This window comes from Stetteria hydrogenophila (assembly GCF_054657575.1).
The window spans coordinates 162012-179167 of the sequence record NZ_BAAHYL010000002.1; the positions used below are offsets into that span (position 1 = coordinate 162012).

General features: G+C 66.2%; 15 protein-coding genes. 7 read left to right on the plus strand and 8 right to left on the minus strand.

Annotated elements, in window-relative coordinates; all coding sequences use genetic code 11:
* Nucleotides 1-33: 33 nt before the first annotated feature.
* Nucleotides 34-843, minus strand: coding sequence for a 5'/3'-nucleotidase SurE (surE, locus tag ACYQ3J_RS04240; RefSeq protein ID WP_460125092.1), 810 nt, complete (start codon nucleotides 841-843; stop codon nucleotides 34-36).
* Between the two features lie 150 nt (nucleotides 844-993).
* On the opposite strand from surE, the gene ribH reads away from it, so the two are divergent.
* Nucleotides 994-1452 (plus strand): 6,7-dimethyl-8-ribityllumazine synthase, encoded by a 459-nt coding sequence (ribH, locus tag ACYQ3J_RS04245; RefSeq protein ID WP_460125094.1) that lies wholly within the window; start codon nucleotides 994-996, stop codon nucleotides 1450-1452.
* Nucleotides 1453-1950: 498 nt separating this feature from the next.
* Here the strand turns inward: ribH and ACYQ3J_RS04250 are convergent, their stop codons facing one another.
* Nucleotides 1951-2805, minus strand: a complete 855-nt coding sequence (locus tag ACYQ3J_RS04250; RefSeq protein WP_460125097.1) for an NAD(+)/NADH kinase — start codon at nucleotides 2803-2805, stop codon at nucleotides 1951-1953.
* A gap of 343 nt (nucleotides 2806-3148) precedes the next feature.
* Here ACYQ3J_RS04250 and ACYQ3J_RS04255 point away from each other — a divergent pair, with 343 nt between their 5' ends.
* Together ACYQ3J_RS04255 and ACYQ3J_RS04260 are read left to right on the plus strand one after the other, a co-directional pair.
* Entirely contained in the window at nucleotides 3149-4429 is a 1281-nt protein-coding gene (locus ACYQ3J_RS04255) for a DNA double-strand break repair nuclease NurA (RefSeq protein WP_460125099.1), read from the plus strand.
* Nucleotides 4405-6549 carry a helicase HerA domain-containing protein gene (locus ACYQ3J_RS04260; RefSeq protein WP_460125101.1) on the plus strand — a complete coding sequence of 715 codons (2145 nt, stop codon included), beginning with the start codon at nucleotides 4405-4407 and terminating at the stop codon, nucleotides 6547-6549. Before ACYQ3J_RS04255 ends, ACYQ3J_RS04260 begins: the two co-directional genes overlap by 25 nt.
* Here the strand turns inward: ACYQ3J_RS04260 and ACYQ3J_RS04265 are convergent.
* The 3 genes from ACYQ3J_RS04265 to ACYQ3J_RS04275 all read right to left on the minus strand — a co-directional run bounded on the left by ACYQ3J_RS04265 (nucleotide 6546) and on the right by ACYQ3J_RS04275 (nucleotide 10525).
* Entirely contained in the window at nucleotides 6546-7991 is a 1446-nt protein-coding gene (locus ACYQ3J_RS04265; RefSeq protein WP_460126207.1) for an amidohydrolase, read from the minus strand. The two genes, ACYQ3J_RS04260 and ACYQ3J_RS04265, sit on opposite strands and share 4 nt — an antisense overlap.
* Before the next feature lie 104 nt (nucleotides 7992-8095).
* Nucleotides 8096-9931 carry an ATP-dependent DNA helicase gene (locus ACYQ3J_RS04270; RefSeq protein ID WP_460125102.1) on the minus strand — a complete coding sequence of 612 codons (1836 nt, stop codon included), beginning with the start codon at nucleotides 9929-9931 and terminating at the stop codon, nucleotides 8096-8098.
* A 177-nt stretch (nucleotides 9932-10108) separates the two neighbouring features.
* Nucleotides 10109-10525: a secondary thiamine-phosphate synthase enzyme YjbQ gene (locus ACYQ3J_RS04275; protein WP_460125104.1), complete on the minus strand. Its 417-nt coding sequence runs from the start codon at nucleotides 10523-10525 to the stop codon at nucleotides 10109-10111.
* A 136-nt stretch (nucleotides 10526-10661) separates the two neighbouring features.
* Here ACYQ3J_RS04275 and ACYQ3J_RS04280 point away from each other — a divergent pair, with 136 nt between their 5' ends.
* A complete protein-coding gene (locus ACYQ3J_RS04280; RefSeq protein ID WP_460125107.1) occupies nucleotides 10662-11861 on the plus strand; it encodes a nicotinate phosphoribosyltransferase in 1200 nt (399 codons plus the stop codon).
* Here the strand turns inward: ACYQ3J_RS04280 and ACYQ3J_RS04285 are convergent.
* From ACYQ3J_RS04285 to ACYQ3J_RS04295, 3 genes are read right to left on the minus strand one after another with little or no spacing between them, the layout of a single operon-like run.
* A complete protein-coding gene (locus ACYQ3J_RS04285) occupies nucleotides 11838-12980 on the minus strand; it encodes a DUF1646 family protein (protein WP_460125109.1) in 1143 nt (380 codons plus the stop codon). The genes ACYQ3J_RS04280 and ACYQ3J_RS04285 overlap by 24 nt on opposite strands.
* Before the next feature lie 59 nt (nucleotides 12981-13039).
* Nucleotides 13040-13948 carry an electron transfer flavoprotein subunit alpha/FixB family protein gene (locus ACYQ3J_RS04290; RefSeq protein ID WP_460125112.1) on the minus strand — a complete coding sequence of 303 codons (909 nt, stop codon included), beginning with the start codon at nucleotides 13946-13948 and terminating at the stop codon, nucleotides 13040-13042.
* Nucleotides 13949-13960: 12 nt separating this feature from the next.
* Nucleotides 13961-14770 (minus strand): electron transfer flavoprotein subunit beta/FixA family protein, encoded by an 810-nt coding sequence (locus tag ACYQ3J_RS04295; protein WP_460125115.1) that lies wholly within the window; start codon nucleotides 14768-14770, stop codon nucleotides 13961-13963.
* A 124-nt stretch (nucleotides 14771-14894) separates the two neighbouring features.
* On the opposite strand from ACYQ3J_RS04295, the gene ACYQ3J_RS04300 reads away from it, so the two are divergent.
* Genes ACYQ3J_RS04300 through ACYQ3J_RS04310 form a run of 3 tightly spaced genes read left to right on the plus strand, consistent with a single transcriptional unit; the run spans nucleotide 14895 to nucleotide 17146 of the window.
* Nucleotides 14895-15650 carry a DNA polymerase sliding clamp gene (locus ACYQ3J_RS04300; RefSeq protein WP_460126209.1) on the plus strand — a complete coding sequence of 252 codons (756 nt, stop codon included), beginning with the start codon at nucleotides 14895-14897 and terminating at the stop codon, nucleotides 15648-15650.
* Nucleotides 15628-16698: a DNA primase small subunit domain-containing protein gene (locus tag ACYQ3J_RS04305; protein ID WP_460125118.1), complete on the plus strand. Its 1071-nt coding sequence runs from the start codon at nucleotides 15628-15630 to the stop codon at nucleotides 16696-16698. Before ACYQ3J_RS04300 ends, ACYQ3J_RS04305 begins: the two co-directional genes overlap by 23 nt.
* On the plus strand, nucleotides 16664-17146 hold the full coding sequence (locus ACYQ3J_RS04310; RefSeq protein ID WP_460125120.1) for a hypothetical protein: 483 nt from the start codon (nucleotides 16664-16666) through the stop codon (nucleotides 17144-17146). The genes ACYQ3J_RS04305 and ACYQ3J_RS04310 overlap by 35 nt, the downstream gene beginning before the upstream one ends.
* The last annotated feature ends 10 nt before the right edge of the window (nucleotides 17147-17156 follow it).

Sequence of the window (17156 nt, forward strand, 5' to 3'; positions counted from 1 at the left end):
GGCCTTCAGCCTCACGGGCGGGGGCGTTGGGTGCTAGCCTAGCACCCTCACAAGCTCTTTCCTCAGCCCCTCAAGGTCGCTCAGGATCCTCCCGTAGGCTCCATTCAGGAGTGTTAGGTTAAGGCTTAGGGGTGTCAGCGTCACCGCCCCCTTGACGTAGACCGCGTAGACGTCGGTGTCCTTCTCCGGCTCCAGGGGCTCGCCGTAGAGCCAGTAGTACCTCTTCCCCCGGGGGTCGACGTTCTCGGTCACCTTCTGGAGGTAGCGCAGCCTTGCCGGTGGGGCCACCTCGACTAGCCCGCTCCACTTGCTGGGGGGAGGGTAGTTCACGTTGAGGACGTCGACCTCTTCGGGGAGCCCGTTCTCGAGCACCCACTCCGCTATCACCCTCGAAGCCTCCCTCACCCTCGAAGCGTAGTCGCCGGAGAGCTGCTCGGGCTCGTCGACCGCTGCCGAGAAGGCTACGGCCTTGATGCCGAGGAGGGCCGCCTGCGCCGCCGCACCCACCGTGCCGCTCGACAGTATGACTTGAATGCTGGTGTTGTCCCCGATGTTAACCCCGCTCGCCACCAGGTCGAAGCTCTCCTCGAGCAGGTTCACCGCCATGTAGACCGTGTCGCTCGGCGTCCCGTTCGTGGCGTAGACCTCGACGTCGCCCCAGAGCTTGTACTTCTCAATCCTCAAAGGCTTGTGGAGCGTTATCCCCAGCCCGCTCGAGCTCTTCGGAGTCTCCGGGGCGAGAACCCGGACCACGCCAAGGCCCCTGAGGGCCTCGTAGAGGAGCCTCAACCCCGGACTGTAGATTCCGTCATCATTCGTGACCAGGATCCTGTACCCACCCAAGGCGACACACCCCGACCCGCAGCACTTCCCAGGGGCACGCTGAGAGTAAGGCGCACTCCCAACAGCACGCCCTCAAGCCCCACCCAGCCGCGGCGGCCGGCTCGAATATTTTACAATCCCAGCCCCCACCAGCCCCGCGGGTGCCGGCTGGTGAAGGTCAGGCTGGCCCTCGTGGTCTCGGAGTTCAACTACGACGTGACCAGGGTGATGGAGGAGAAGGCCCTGAGCCACGCCAGGTTCCTCGGCGCGGAGGTGGTCGCAGTCTACCGGGTCCCCGGGAGCTTCGACGCCCCCTTCGCAGTCGCCCAACTCCTCCGCAGCGACGCAGTGGACGCCGTCGCCGTAATAGGGGCGGTAATCCAGGGCGAGACGAAGCACGACGAAGTAGTAGCCCACCAAGCCGCGAGGAAAATACTCGACCTCGCAATAGAACACGGGAAACCCGTCACGCTAGGCATCATAGGCCCCGGAGCCACCAGGATGCAGGCAATCGAGCGCGCAGAAGAATACGCCAGACGCGCCGTCGAAGCCGCAGTCAAAATGGCCAGAAGAGCCAAGAAAGCAGCCCAAGCAACCCTAGAGGAAGGCAAAACCGAAATAATAGAATAGAATAGACCAACAAAGCCCCCGGGACTCTCCCAATTCGCACTACTCCACACCTAACAACAAGCAAGCCCATTCCACAACCTCTGCCAGCCAAAACCAAGAACAATCCAAACCCTTCACTATTATTCCCGGATCCACCGGGGAATGCATACACGTCAAGGAGGCAAGGTATTTAACCACCGGAAGTGCTTAATGGCCATAAACGGCTGGTAGGGGAGGGCCCCGCGCGGGCCCTGAAGTATCTGCATAGACACGATTAAAGGAGCGGATGAGTATCTAAGGGATAGAGTTGATGTAAACCTTGAATGGCGGCCTTGAACAGTATCTCCACAATAGAATTGAAAGAGAAGAACTCAAACCAGGCATCACCGTAAAGATAAAGCGGTGTAACGTATCTCCGCGATAGAATTGAAAGGTGAGGAGAGGATCCCCGGCCGAGGCCGGCGGGGGCCTTTGAGGCGTTCTTTCGGTCGCTCTGAGGGCCAGGGAGTTAACCGGGTATTACCAGTACTGGAGTAGTCTCTCCAAGAGTCGCTGGTAGTGCCCTCGGTGGTCGTGGAATCTGGCTATGCGTATTCCCCGGCTGCATCTCTCGATCCTCACTAAGCTTCCAGGCTTTGGCTCCTCAAGGTGTTGGCCGTCTATCGACATATACACTGGATGGCTGTGGGGCTTCACCTCGACTTCAATTGTGACGGTGGGTGGTAGTACGACTGAGCGTAGGAATAGCTGGACGGGGTTTAGGGGGGTTACTACGTGGGCGTCTAGTCTTGGGTCGATTATGGGGCCTCCGGCGCTTAGGCTGTAGGCTGTTGAGCCCACGGTTGTGGCTACTACTACTCCGTCTCCGTCTATGTTGTAGATTTTCTCGCCGTCCGCGTAGACTGTTAGGCTGGCGAGCCTGGCCTTCTGGGCGACGAAGGCCACGTCGTTCAACGCGCAGGGGAGGGCTTCGCCTGCGTCGGGGGTGCTCGGCTGGAGCCTGGGGTACTCCACGACTCTGAACCTTCCCTCTAGGAAGTCGTCGACCCTCTCCTCTACCTCGTGCGGCTCGACGTCGAGGAGGAACCCCCTCTTCCCCGCGCGCACCGCCATGAGCAGGACCCTCCCCGGGTCGGCCAGCTTCATTGCGGTCCTGAGCAGCGTGCCGTCGCCGCCAACGACTATGACCCTGCCCGGGGGGTCGCGGTCGAGCCTGAACGTGGGGTAGCCCCGGAGCCCCTCGTACACCCTCGCCGAGTCCTCCTCAACCGCGAAATCGACGCCGCGCTCCGCAAGCCTCCTTATAACGCGCTCCGCAGCCTCTCCCGCCGCCCTGTCCCCCGGCTTCACGACGACGCCCACAAGGCCGGGCACTAGCAGCGCACCCGGGAAACACTCGAACCAGGGCGCCGCGCTAATTTGGGTAAGCACTCAGCCACGCGGCGGGCCTCGGGCAGGGCGCACTTCTTCACGGTTAAGCCTCAGCAATGCGGGCATCTCCTCACAGGCCTGGGCATGGACTCGGCTCCGTCGAGTGTAAAAATTGTTCAAGGGCGAAGCCCCACGAGGCGTGCCGGCGTAGGCCTGGAGTACTCCCAGCTAAGCGGGGGGGTTGACCCCCTGTTACAAGGGCTAAATGGTATTACCGGCCCCTTTTTATGATGAAAAGAGCCGCAACGGGGTTAGCGGGCAGCCCCGGCTTCAGGGTGTGGATTCGTTGGCGTTCACGGAGATAGCGTCGGCAGCGCTGGAGACCGTGAAGTCGATGATGTCGCTAGTCAACGGCAGCGGCTGGGCGTCGCCGAGCATCCTGAGGCTCGACGAGCTTGCGGGGCTCCGGGCCCCCGCGGAGGACCTGGGCATCGCTGAGGCTTACGTCTACGAGAGCTCCCCGAGGCCCCTCAGGGCCGTCAACCCCCTCCCCCTCAACGGCCAGGCCGACGGCCTCGGCTCCAGGCCGTGCTTCCTGGGCGTCGACTCCAGCTCCCGCTCGGTCGAGGCCGCGGTTGCGAGCGTGGTGGTGGCCGCGGTAAGCCTCTCGGGCTGCGGCGCCGCAGAGCTGGCCGACTGGCCCCCGGTCTACGAGTACAAAGCCCCCATCCCCAGGGGGCCCCCATTTATCAGGATACTCCCGAACAGGGCTGAACCCCTGCTCCCAGAGCTCCCCGAGGGGGTCACGGCCAGGAACCCGGCGGGCATCGCGTACGACAGGGACTACAGCATAGCCCAGGCCCTGGACGAGGCCAGGGTTGAGCTTGAGAACTGGGCGATAAGCGCGGCCCCCTCCCTGGCCCCGGGGCGCCAGCGGAGGCTCGTGGTTTTCGTTGACGGCCCCCTCTTCACGGTCCCGGGGGCTCTCGCCGACCCGGGGGCTCCGGCGGGGGTTAGGGAGGCGTGGAGGGAGCTGGTGGCGCGGAGGGTTGAAGCCGTTAGGAGGGTCGAGGAGGCCGGGGGCGTCGTGATAGGGGTCGTGAAGAGGCTGTCGAGGAGCAGGATCCTCTCCAAGGCCCTCGGGAGGTGGGGCTCCTGTGGCGCCGCTGAGGGGGAGAGCGACGAGTTCTACCTCCACAGGGTGGTTGCCTCGAGCCGCGCCAACTGGCGGCCGGGCCAGGTCTACAAGTCCGTGAAGGTGGCGGTGAGGCAGCCGAGCCTCCCAGGGGTCCCCTTGAAGATCGCAGAGTACCTTGCCATCCCCCCGGGCGCCTGGCACGGCGGCCCCCGGGGGCTGCTGCTAGTGAGGCTCGAGTACACGGAGGAGAGCCTGAAGAGGCTCAGGTCGTGGGGGCTCGAGCCCCTCCACGCCTACTCGCTGGCGAGCATAGCGGTGGGATCCCGCCTCCCAACCCCGCTGCTGGCCAGCGATAAGAGGGCCAAGTCGATCTCTAAGGCGTTGAAGAGGCTGCTGGCGGAGGAGATGACGCGCCTAGGCATCCCCCTGGACTATGAGAGCCTGGTCGAGGAGGCTGGTGCGGCTTGGAGAAGAGCCGCGGCATACTAGACTACCGGGACCCCGGGGTCGAGGTTGAGGAGAGGGTCAGGAGGCTAGTCGAGCGGGCCTACGCCGAGGCAGGCCGCTACGGCGAGGTGGTGGGCAGGGTCTCCAGGTACAGCGAGGTCAAGGTCGAGGAGGGGGCCCGGGTAGAGTTCGAGCTCGACCCGAGCGTCTACTACTCCAGGAGCGACGCCCCCTTCCACAGGGTTGGGGACTACCTGGCAATCCTGGACCCGAAGACCGGCCGCCTGATACTCGTCAGGGTCTCAAGCATTATACGCCGCGACGAACTCGCATACCTAGGCGTCGACCCCCCTCTGAGCAGCTACTCCACGAGCCCCGACCCCCGGGGGCTGCTCACGAGGACCACCGTGCTAGGCGAGCTCGTTGTCGAAGCTGACCCGGGCGAGTGGGAGGTGAGGCCTGCCACCACGAGCGTTGAGCCCCAGAGCCCCGTGATCGACCCGAAGCCTGAGGTCCTGGAGAGGCTCCTCGACCTACCGAGGAGCGGGATCCCGCTCGGGGCCCTCGCCACCCCGGGGGGCCTGGTGAAGGGCGGAGGCATACCTGTCAGGCTCCAGGTGAGGGCGCTCTTCCAGCACACCCTAATCATCGGCACGACCGGGTCCGGCAAGACCACGCTCCTGAAGAACATGGTGTCCTCGATCTACTCGCTCATCCCGCGGGACTCCAGGCCCGTCGTCGTGGTTGCGGATATGAACCAGGACTTCATCCAGCTCCCCCTACCCCCCTCGGGGGCCCCCGCGGGCAGCGTTGAGGGCGTCGTGAGGGAGAAGGTCTTCAAGGGGGTCGAGCACCCCAAGAGCCTCGTAGCAGTCGTCCCCTTCACCGCCCAGGACGTGCTGGAGGCTGTGGAGGACGGCTACGCCGCCCCGGAGGACGTAGCGGTCCACGCCGCGCTGAGGTACTACCGGGAGTCCCTCGAGCCCCTCACCGGCGTGGGGGTGGATGCGGGGAGCGTTAGGGTGAAGAGGGGGGCCGACGGCTCGCTCTCCTGCGCCATCACAGGCCTCCCCTTCAAGCTCACCATCTTCGTCTACACCATCGACACGCCCAGGCTGCCGAGCGACAGCCTGCTGGGCCTCATGCCGGGGCTCACGCCCCACTCGATGGACCTGCTGAGGAGGCTCAGGAGGAGCGTGGCCCGGGCCCTAGGGGACCCCGGGCCCCTCCAGGCCCTCTACGCCTCGGCCCGCGTCTACCTCGAGGCCTCCAAGTCCCGGGGGTTCACGCGGGAGGAGGGCCACAGCCAGGCGGTGGAGGCTATCGAGCCCTACATCATAGTCCAGGGCGGCTCCGCCTCCGACGGGCACGTGTACGAGAACATCTACCACAACGTGAGGATCGACGGCCTCTCCGCCCGGCTGGACGAGTACGTCGACGCATACCTGGACGCGCTGGAGAAGGCGAGGCCCCACAGGGGCACGCTCGAGGCGCTCTACCGCAGGCTCTCAGGCCTCCTCGACTCCGGGATAGTGGACGTGATAGTCACCGACGGGGGCAACGCCTGGATCCTGCGCGAGCCGAGCTGGAGCACGATAGTCTCTGAGGCGCACGACTCAGACGCGCCCGTGGTGCTCGACCTGAAGTGGGCCGCGGAGAGGAGCCTGTCAACCATCGAGGGGCCGAGGCTGGCCGCCTACAGGATGCTGGCGAGCCTCATAGAGTGGAAGCACAGGGCCTGGGCCAGCAGGGGCAGGGAGAGGGCCCCCAACGTGCTCATCATTATAGACGAGGCGCACCAGTTCTTCCCCCAGGAGAAGGGCGGCGCCGAGGAGAGGGAGGCGAGCAGGCAAGTCGCCTCCATGGTCTCCAAGATCGCCAGGCTGGGGAGGGCCCGGGGGGTCGGCCTAGTCTTCTCCACCCACAGCCCCAGGGACCTCCACGACATAGTAGTGCAGCTCGCGAACACCAAGATCATACTGAGGACGGAGAAGAGCATAGCCGAGCAGCTCGACGTGCCCTCCGAGCTCAAGCCCTACATCCCCAGGCTGCCGGACAGGAGGATGGTGGTGCTCTCCCACGTCTTCAAGGAGGGCTACGTCCTCGCCCACACGAGCACGCCGCTCACCGGCCACTACGACATACCATCCACCATCTCCTAGGACCCCGGCGGGTAGACTAGCCGCGCAGGCCCCCTCCACCCCGGCTCGAGGGGGCTCGAAGGGCTCCAGGCTATCAACGCCGGGGCCCCCCTCTCGAGCGTCCCGGTCCCGGCGAGGGGGCCGCCCGAGGCGCTCGCAGCCGTCCTCGTGTAGGCGGTGAACGCCTCCCTCGGCGTCAGGCTCTCCCCGGGCGTGCACGCGGGCTGGCTGCAGAGGCCCACGGCTGCGGAGAGCGTCTCCCAGGGCTCCGGGGGCTCGACCGGCGTGTCCGTCGAGAGCGCCACCGGCACGCCACCCCTGGGGAGGCTGGCGAGCCTGTAGGCGAGCCTCACCCTCCCCGGCCCGAGGCGCTTATCGATCCACCAGTCGGACACCCTGAAGCGGGGCTGCATCACCGCGTAGACCCCGAGGGCTGCCAGGGCCTTGACTTGGCCGTCGTGGACGAGGCTGGCGTGCTCCACCCTGAAGCCCTCCACACCGCCTGCCCGGTTGAAGCCCTCGATCACGTGGTCGAGGGCCTCGTCCCCTATAGCATGAACGGCCAGCCTGAGCCCCATGCTGGAGGCTCTCCTAGCCCACTCGGCCAGCTTCCTGGAGTCGAGGAGGAGCACGCCCCTCGAGCCGGGGGCGTCGTGGTAGTCCTCCCTGAGCCTCGCCGTCCTGGCCCCCAGGCTGCCGTCCGCGAATAACTTGACGCCAACCAGGCCCACCATCCCCAGCCGCCTCCGGGAGAGGATCCCGGCGGCGCCCTCAAGCTCCCCTGGAGCGGGGTAGCAGGCGACCCTCACCCTCAGCGCCCCCCTCTCATCGAGCGACGCGAGCGCCTCAGCCTCCCTGGCCGTGCACGCCATGGCCGAGACGCCGCCCACGCCGACGCCGGCGAGCCTCTCAAGAGCAGTCCTCACGAGCGGCTCCACGTCGACTCTAGCCATGAGCCTCTCGACGGTGTAGCCTACGGCGTCCTCGAGGAGGATCCCCCTCCCCCTGTCCACGAGGCCGGGGTACCGCTCCCAGGGCCTCGCAGCCTCGAGGGCGAGGGTGTTAGCGACCGCCAGGTGGCCGCAGACCCTGACCGCCACCGCAGGCCTATCCGGGACAGCGGCGTCGAGTAGCCTCCTATCAGGGAGCCTGCCCGGGTCGTCGAAGGCCTCCTGGTCCCACCCCCTCCCGTAGGCTATGGGCCCCCGCGTGGCGGCGAGCCTCCTTGCAACCTCCACAGCGCTCCTCGAGCCCCTCAAGTCCGCGCCCGAGAGGGCCAGGCCCAGGCCGGCTGGGTGGGCGTGCGCGTCTATGAAGGCGGGGAAGAGGTAGCCGCCGAGCCTCACGGAGCCGGGAGGGGGCGAGCCCGAGCCCGTCCTGGACACCCGACCATTCTCGACGACGACGTACTCCCCAACCTGCTCCCCGTGCTCGTTTAGCACCGCGTCCCCCGCGAGCACCACCGAGGGCAAGGGCCTCCCCGACACCCCGGGAGGAGGGGCGCCGGGCTTGTTATAGCCTGAGCAGGCTAGAACGCTGGGAGGGCTACCTGGGGGACCAGGCGAGCCTATACCTGCTGGGCCCCGCCGGCTATCACGGCTTTAACCTTCTCCAGGACGTTGGCGAGCTCGTCGGGGCTCCCGACTACCCTGTTGTACCTCAGCTTCAGGAGGAGCTTCAGCCTCCTCTGGAGGTAGCGGTGGTCTAGGAGTATGTAGACTGCCCTGTCGCTGGGGCTCCTTATCGCCCTGCCGAGCGCCTGGGCGGCTCTTATGTAGGCTTGGATCTCGTAGGCGTAGAAGCGTGCCTTCGACCTGCCCAGCCTCGCGGCGAGGGCTTGCTGGTACTCCCTGGTGTACACGTCCGGCTGGGGGAAGGGGACGCCTACTAGTATGACGGTGTGGAGCAGGTTCCGCCCCTCGTAGTCGGTGAACTCGACGCCCTCCACGAGCTTCCCGCCCGCCACTGCGTTCACGAGGATCCCGGGGTTCTCGAGGATCCTGCGCCTCACCCCCGCGAGGTCAGTGGAGGGGTTCTCCGCGACCAGGTCTATGTCGACGGGCAGCCTTTCAACCACCTCCCTCATGACGTCGTAGCTGGGGTAGACGGCGAGCTTGGCCCCCGGCAGGATCCTTGCAGCCACCGCGACGTACTCTGCAATCCTCCTGTACATCCCCGGGCTCCTCTCGGTGAACCTGGTCGTCACGTCCCTGGCGACGATGGCGACGTAGCTCCTCGACGCCTTGAAGCCCGCCGCCTCGACGTCGAACTCCACCGTCTTCCTCGCGACCCCCAGGACCTCGGCGACGAAGCCGCTCGGGGGGAGGGTGCCGCTCATGAGCACCACGGCCCTGGCCCTCTCCAGGGGATCCCTGGCGACCCGGGCCGGGTCGACGGGCATCGCCTTAACCACCACCCTCCCCCTCTCGTCCACGTCGAGGAAGAGCTTGGACGCCTCGTCCGCCGCCCTCCTGAGCCACTTCGCCAGCCTGAGCGTGTAGGACCTGAACCCCCCTCCGCCCGTGAGGGCCTCCATCAGCTTCTTGGAGAGTATGTCCTCCGCTATCGCCTCCAGGTCGTCCAGGACCCCGTCGACGCCCTGGAGCAGCTTCTCCTTGTCGAGCAGCACCGCCTCCCGGGGGCGGCCGCGCCTCTTCAGCTCGGCTAGGAGCTTGCCGAGGAACTCCGTCGCCTCCCCCTTGTAGCCGGCGGCCACCATCTCGTCGATCGCCTTGGAGAGGTCGTCGAGGGCGAGCCTGGCCTCCGCCATGGTGTGGGCGTTCACTAGGCTGTGGGCCTCGTCCACCACGAGCACGAAGTCCTCGATCCCCAAGGGGTCTAGGGCGGTCTCCCTAATGTCCTCCCTGAACACGTACGGGTAGGTCACCACGATGAACTGGGCGTCCGCGGCGAGCGCTTTGAGCGCGAAGAACGGGCAGACGTGGAGGTGCCTGGCGAGGTCCCTCGCCACCTCCGTTGCGTGGATGCTGTAGTGGCTCCTAACGTACTCCTCAACCTCCCTCGCCTCGACCTCGCCTAGCCTTGCGTAGTAGCTGCACTCCCCCCGGAGCCTGGCGAGCCTGCACGCCGCCCAGAACTCCTCGCTGCTCATCTCCGAGCCCTTGAGGAGCGGGCAGCTCCTGCGGGCGCTGAAGAGGAAAGTGTACCTCGCCTTGAAAGCCTTCAACTCCCTCAGGACGGGGTCTATCTCGTTAACCGTCCTAACCGCCCAGAGCACCCGCTCGGCCCCGGCGCGGAGCAGGCCGTAGATAACCGCGGCGGTCTTCCCGAACCCCGTCGGGGCCCGCAGCGCCAACACCACTCCCTCCCTGACGGCCTCCTCGACCGCCTTAGCAGCCTCAGCCTGGCCGGGCCTGAACTCGTCGTACGGGAACCCCTCCAACCACTCGCACCCCTAGCGGGCGGGTCGGTCAGCCGCCACTAAGTCACGGCCCCCAGGGCTAGGGGCTCCCCTACAGGGTCGAGGTGCTCCTCATCCCGCCGCGCCTAGCCCTCCACGGGGCCGGCTAGTAAACGGGTTAAAGCGCGCCGAGCCCGGGGCCGCCCCGGCGCTCAGGGGTTAATCGCCGGCTTTCATGTAGTAGAGGCTCACCCTGCGCCTCCGGGGGCCGTCTAGCTCGACGAGCAGTATCCTCTGCCACGTGCCGAGCACGAGCCTCCCGTTAACCACTGGGACGACGCGGGAGTCCCCCATTATGGAGGCCGCTATGTGGGCGTGGGCGTTGTTGTCGATCCTGTTATGCCTCCAGGGGTAGTCGATGGGCGCCAGCTTGAGGAGCGCCTCAGCTATGTCCTCCATCAGGCCTGGCTCCGCCTCGTTCACCGTCACAGCGGCGGTCGTGTGGGGCACCTTAACCACCAGGATCCCCGAGCCGCCAACCCTCGAGGCGAACTCCTCGACGGGCCGCGTTATGTCGATGACCTCGACGCGCCTAGAAGTCCTCACCTCCACAGTCTCCGACAAGAGCTCAGCCATAGTGCCATCATCCCTCACTAGCCTGAGGGATCCCCCCTGGGCGGTATTATTGCTTCAAAAGCCATGAAGCCCCGTGTACACGCTACTCTTTAGGATCCCTGGAACCTCTCAATCCCACGGCGGGGGGATGGCCTGCATGGGTGAGCCGAGGCTCTACGCGGCGTCGCCCGACGAGATCAGGGAGGGCGGCACGGCTGACATCTACTTCTCCAGGGCGGTCGAGGCGATCAAGCACCTGGGCCTGGAGGATGTGAGGGTGCGCGCGGAGGTCCACGCCTACTCGCTTCCTAGGGGGTACGAGTGGGCGGTCTTCGCGGGGCTGGAGGAGGCGCTGGCGCTGCTGAAGGGCAGGCCTGTGACGGTCTACGCCCTCCCCGAGGGGACGCTCTTCAAGAGGAAGGAGCCGCTCATGCTCATCGAGGGCCGCTACGTCGACTTCGCACTGCTCGAGACCGCGCTCCTGGGCGTGCTCAGGTTCTCCACTAGCATCGCCACGAAGGCGGCGAGGGTGAAGGCGGCGGCGGGCGGGAAGACCGTGCTCTTCTTCGGCTTGAGGGCCCTCCACCCAGCCGTGGCGCCCGCGGCTGATAGGGCGGCCTACATTGGCGGCGTCGACGGTGTCAGCGGCCTGGCCGCGGGCAGGTACCTGGGGGTAAAGCCCACCGGCACTATGCCCCATGCCCTGATAATAGTCGTAGGCGACCAGGTTAAGGCTTGGAAGGCGTTCGCTGAGAGGTTCGCCGGCGAGACACCGGTGATTGCGCTGGCGGACACGTTCTACGACGAGAGGGTGGAGTCGCTGATGGCCGCGAGGGCCCTGGGGGAGGAGTTGGCCGGGGTGAGGCTCGACACTCCGGGGAGCAGGAGGGGCAACATGAGGGATATAGTGGAGGAGGTCAGGTGGACCCTCGACCTCCACGGGTACAAGCACGTCAAGATATTCGTGAGCGGCGGGATCGACGAGGACACCATAGCGGAGCTGAGGGACGTCGCGGACGGCTTCGGCGTGGGGACGAGCATCGCCGCGCCGCCAAGCGTCGACATCAGCATGGACATTGTCGAAGTCGACAGGGGCGACGGGTGGGTGCCGGTTGCGAAGAGGGGCAAACTCCCCGGGGCGAAGCAGCTCTACAGGTGCAGGGTGCTGGAGGACTACGTCCTCCCCTGGGGGAGCGAGGCTCCCAAGTGCCCCGGCGGAGAGGCCAGGCCGATGCTCGTCAAGTACCTGGATCGGGGAGTGCTCGTGAGGGAGCTGCCGGGCGTCGTGGAGATTAGGAGGTACGTGCTGGAGCAGCTCAGGGAGGCCGGAGTTCTAGAGGGAGACGTGAATCCCTAGGACGTGGAGCACTATGAAGAAGACGATTAGCAGCGCCACGCCTATCGGCACCCCAACCCGGGCCCACTCCTCGGCGCTTATCTCCAGCCTCCCAGCCGCCACGATGTTGGGTATGTTCCCGGGTATCAGCATGCCCCCGCTGATGAGGAGGGACATGAGCGCGCTCCTCACCTGCTCCGGCGTCATGAGGGGCGAGATCTCCGCCGCTGCCAGGGTCGCGTTGTCGACCACGGCGCTCACCGTGTTGACCCAGTAGAGCATCCACTCCGGCATCCTGGAGAAGTACCAAACCGTTAAGGGCACCAGGCTCGTCCCGAGCAGCTCCAGGGCGGCAACGAACATGTAGACCTTAACCGCCCTCAAGGCGACTTCCCTCAAGCCCTCGGACCTCGCGGAGGAGGCGACGGCGGCGGGCTTCACGCCCCTCATCCTGTAGGCGGCATAAAGCGAGAGGGCCAGCAGGGCCGGCAGGATGTAGGCTCCCAGGAGCCTGAAGAGGTAATCGAAGGGGGCGCCGAGCTTGGAGATCACTATCGTCGAGAGGGGCTCGCCCACCGGCGTGAGGGCGGCCCCCAACCCCAGGGCGAAGGAGGCTATGACCACGAACTCTATCTTAGCCCTCCTCTCGACCCTGAGGACCGCCGCCACCTCAGCGAGTATAACGGCCGCCACTATCACGCTTATCAGGCTGGAGACGGAGCCGAGCACGAACGTTATCGTGAAGGCGAGGACTGGGAGCCCCCAGCGCTCGGCGAAGCCGTTAACCATGCTCTGGAGCCTGCGGTTGAAGAAGTAGAAGGCCAGGCCCGCGAGGAAGACCACCTGGGTTATCCCGATGGGGAGGCCCGAGATGCTCAGGGGCGTGATGGCGGCGCTCTTGAATATAGCCTTGACCAGCTCGCCTCCCCTTATCACCCCCGTTGCGATGTCGATCGCGAGCGCCAGTAGCCCCATTACGAGGAAGAACGGCTCGAGGTTCCTCTCAACCTTGCTGGACTTGAAGGGGAGGAAGAGCACTAGGAGCAGGATCAAGCCCAGGCCAGCCACGACGCCCAGCTGAGGGTTCTCGGGCACGTGCCTCATAACCTCTAGCATGAGCTCCGAGCCTTCAGCAGCCACGGCTTGCCCTCCTCCCCCGCCACCCCGGACGTGGCTGGATAAAGAGACTTAAGGCTAGTTTAGCCCCTCCTCTCCTTTATCTTCCTAGCCAGCACGGGGAGGAACTCGTATAGGTCCGCCACTACGCCGTAATCGGCGTGTCTGAATATCGGGGCGTTCCTATCCTTGTTTATGGCGACGACCACCCTGGCGCCCGTTATGCCGGCGACGTGCTGGGGGGCGCCGCTTATCCCTACGGCGATGTATAGCTTCGGGGCGACCTTCCTCCCGCTCAGCCCGACCCAGCGGTCCTCGCTGAGCCACTTGAGGTCCGCGGCGATGGGCCTCGAGCAGGCTACCTGGCCTCCTAGGAGCTCCGCGAGTTCGAAGGCGAGTTTGAGGTCCTCCCTGCTCCTGAACCCCCTGCCCACGCCCACTATTACCTCGGCTCCCTCCAAGTCGGGGCCGCCCGGCTGCTTCTCCCTAACCTCGACCACCCTAACCCTGGGCTCGGCTTCAAGCCCCAGCTCCTCGACCCGGCCCCCGCCCCTCCCCTCGGGCGGCTTGAACCTCCCCCGAGCCAGGAGCAACACGGCGGGGAGGGGGGCCCTCTCCGTCACGGCCACCCTGCCGCTCAGGATGCTCCTCTTGTACGTGACGAAGCCCCCTCCAACGCTCAGCTCGACCACGTCGGTGGCCATCGGCAGGTCGTAGAGGCCGGCGAGCCTGGAGAGGGCGTCCCTAGCGTTCCTAGTCGAAGGGCCCAGCACGAGGTCGGGCTTAACCTCCTCGAAGAGCCTCCTCGCGGCCTCGAACACCAGCTCCGGGCTCTCCGCCTGGAGCCTGTGGACCACTGCGCCGTACCCTGCTATCTCCCCCGCCTCCCCGGCCGCCTCGCCGTAGGCTAGGACGACGGGCTCGGCCTCGACCGAGCCCAGGGCCTCCCCGGCCTCCCGGGCGGATCCCGCCACGATGAGCGCCTTGACCACCGCCCCCACCCTCTAGATGCGGAGCACCCCCTCCTTCTCCAGAGCGTCGAGGAGCCTCTCAGCCACCTCCTCGAGGCTGCCCCCCTCGATGATGACCCGCTTCCTCCCAACGGCTAGGAGCCTCGCATCCACTATCTCCCTCCTCGGCCTGGCCAGGCCTTCGAGCTGGGAGGCCTTCAGCCAGACCTGGGGCTTCCCGGCTGCCCTCCTTATCTGGAGCAGCGTCGGCGGCCTCGGGGAGGCTATCTCCCCGGTGACGCTCACAACTGCGGGCAACGGGGCCTCGACCACCTCCACGCGGTCCTCGAGGTTCCTCTCAGCCACCACTCTGCCCTCCTCCACGTCGAGCCTCCTCGCGAAGCTGATGAATGGGAGGCCTAGCTTGGCGGCTACCCGGCCGGCGACCTGGCCGGTGTAGCAGTCGACGCTCGCCTCCCCCGCTATTATCAGGTCCGGCTCCAGCCCCTCCCCCTTGATTATGGATACCACAGCGCTCGCCGTCGACACCGGGTCGCCGGGGGCCAGCTCGTCGTCGGCCAGGATGAAGGCTTTATCCACGCCCTTCGCGAGGGCCTCCTGGACCACCATCCTCAGCTCCCGCTCCCTCCGAGAGGCGGGACCCCAGGTGAGGATGGTGACCGAGTAAACATTGCCGCCGAGCCTGCCCTTCAGCCTAGCGGCTACCTCCACTGCGCTCCTGTCCACGTCGTTGACCCTCAGGGGGGTGGACTCGAGGTCAACCCTACCATCCGGGGTCGACTTGACCGCCTCGGGGTTGAGGGCGGCCTTCACGAGGACGACTATGTCCCCCAACTCCCGCACCGCATGAAGCAGCAGGCCCTTTAGTGGCTGTTTAATGTTTAACCGTGAAGCGGGCGGTTGTCAACCCCATTAATTGCCTGCCCGCGCATGCACTACACTGCGAGGGGTGCTGGGAGGCTTGGCCGTGCTCAAGTTCAGGTTCAGAGACGCACGGACGTGGAGGTACATGGTTTCCTCCATCGAGAAGATCATCGATGAGGGCGTATTCGTAGCCAGCAGCGAGGGCCTCAGGCTGAGGGCGCTCGACACGAGCCACGTCGCCATGGTCGACCTCTTCTACCCCGTCGACGCGTTCGACGAGTGGGAGGTCCCCGGGGAGGAGGCCTCGTTCGGCGTCACGTTCAAGGAGTTCACGAAGGTGCTGAGGGCCGCGGAGAAGGACGACAACCTGGTGCTGGAGGCCGACGAGTCCAGGATCACGATCACCTTCACCTCGATGGGGAGGGGCACCAGGATCTTCAAGATCCCCCAGACGCTGCTGACGTACGAGAAGCTCGGGGAGCCGAGGATAGAGTACACCGTCCACGCTAAGATGATGGGGACCACGTTCAGGGAGGCCATCGCTAACCTGGAGGTGGTCGGGGAGGCCCTGGCGCTCCAGGCGGTTGAGGGGCGGGACGCCCTCATCATGAGGGCGGTGGGCGACGTGGAGTCGGGCGAGGTCGAGCTGAGCGTGGACGACGGGACCCTGCTGGACTACAGGGCGGACTCGCCCGACACAGCCTCGTACACGATGGAGTACTTCAGCAGCATGAGGCCGGCGGCGCAGGCCGCCGACACGGTTAGCATACACTACGCCGCCGAGGCCCCGGTGAGGGTGGACCTGGAGTACCTTGGAGGGGGTAGGCTGACGTTCTATGTATCGCCGAGGTTCGAGTAGGAGGAGCGCGCTGGTAAGGGTTACGAGCCGCACTAGGCTCAAGGACCTCTACCAGGCCTACTACTCGCTACGCCCCAGCATACTCCTCCCCCAGGACTTTGGGAGGAGGGAGTTCGCCTTCCAGCTATGGGAGGGGGACGCCTACGTCAGGCACCTCTCCTTCGAGAGCGTGGAGGATGTGGCCGGCTACCTAGCTGAGAAGGCGCCCAGGCAGGCGTACTACTCCGTCGCCGTCTACCAGCTCCCCGAGGCCCCGTCGATGGAGGAGAAGGGGTGGCTGGGCTCGGACCTCATGTTCGACATCGACGCCGACCACCTCCCGGGATGCGAGGGCGCCACGGTGAGCGACGAGTGCCTGGAGAAGGCCGGAAGGGAGGCCGGCAGGCTGCTCAGGATGCTCGAGAGGGACCTCGGCGTCAAGGGGGAGGCCTTCTTCACCGGCCACAGGGGCTTCCACGTCATAGCCTCGTGCGGCTGGTGCAGCAGCCTCGGGGCCAGGGAGAGGAGGCTGATAGCGAACTACGTCGCCGGGAGGGGGGTGGACCTCTCGAGGCTCTTCCCCAGGCCCAGGCGGGGCTTCGACGCAGCGGCCCCCTCCCCCGAGGACCCGGGGTGGAGGGGGTGGCTGGCTAGGGCGCTCCGCTCCAGGGGCGGCGAGCCCCTCCGGAGCCTCGGCGGCCTCGAGGCCCTCGAGCGCCTCCTCGAGGAGGTCGCGGTGCACGTTGACGCCCAGGTGACGCAGGACGTCAGCAGGCTCGAGAGGATCCCGTTCACGCTCAACGGGAAGGCCTCGATGCTCGCGGTACCCGTCGAAAACCCTGAAGGCTTCAAGCCCACCGCTTCCCTCTCACCCTTCCACGGGGAGGTCACCGTTAAAGCGCTGGCTGACGTTGACACCAGGCTCATGGGGGCCAGGGTGGCGCTGCGCCGGGGCGAGGAGGCGGACATCCCCGCCCACGTGGGGGTCGCCCTCGCCTCGATGGGCCTCCTAGCCCTGGTCGGGGGTGAGGTGGTTGTCAGGAAGAGTACCGGCTGGGGGAGCATTTAGGGCCGCCATCGGCATGCACGAGTCCCTCTCAGTCGACCACGTCAGGGAGGCTCGCAGGGCGCTCCTCAACTACTGCCTGGACGAGAGGCACAGGGAGAGGTACCTCCGCCTCCTCGAGCCTACCTCGAGGCTCGTAGCCAAGGCCAGGATCCAGGATCTCGCGTGGGACGAGGGCTACAAGGGGGTGGACGCCCCCATATTCGCGGTGATAAGGAGGCTCGCGAGGCTCTACAGCGACCTAATCGCCGGCGTGCTGGTGGTCGTGGGGGACTACATACTGGCAAGGATCCGCTCCAACGTCTCCATAGACGGGGCGGAGTACGAGGCCGGCGAGACAGCGGTGCTCGACGTAGGCACCGCGGCAAGGCTAGTCGCAGCGGGGCTGGCGGAGCCCGTGGAGAGCAATATAATTAAGCTCCTCGCCCGCCACCGCCGGGGAGGCGGCTGAGCGGGGGGTG

Bases quoted from the DNA above. Each gene is read 5' to 3' on its own strand.
- ACYQ3J_RS04275 (WP_460125104.1), bottom strand. From the start codon at position 10,525: ATGGCTGAGCTCTTGTCGGAGACTGTGGAGGTGAGGACTTCTAGGCGC.
- ACYQ3J_RS04280 (WP_460125107.1), top strand. From the start codon at position 10,662: ATGGGTGAGCCGAGGCTCTACGCGGCGTCGCCCGACGAGATCAGGGAG.
- ACYQ3J_RS04305 (WP_460125118.1), top strand. From the start codon at position 15,628: ATGTATCGCCGAGGTTCGAGTAGGAGGAGCGCGCTGGTAAGGGTTACG.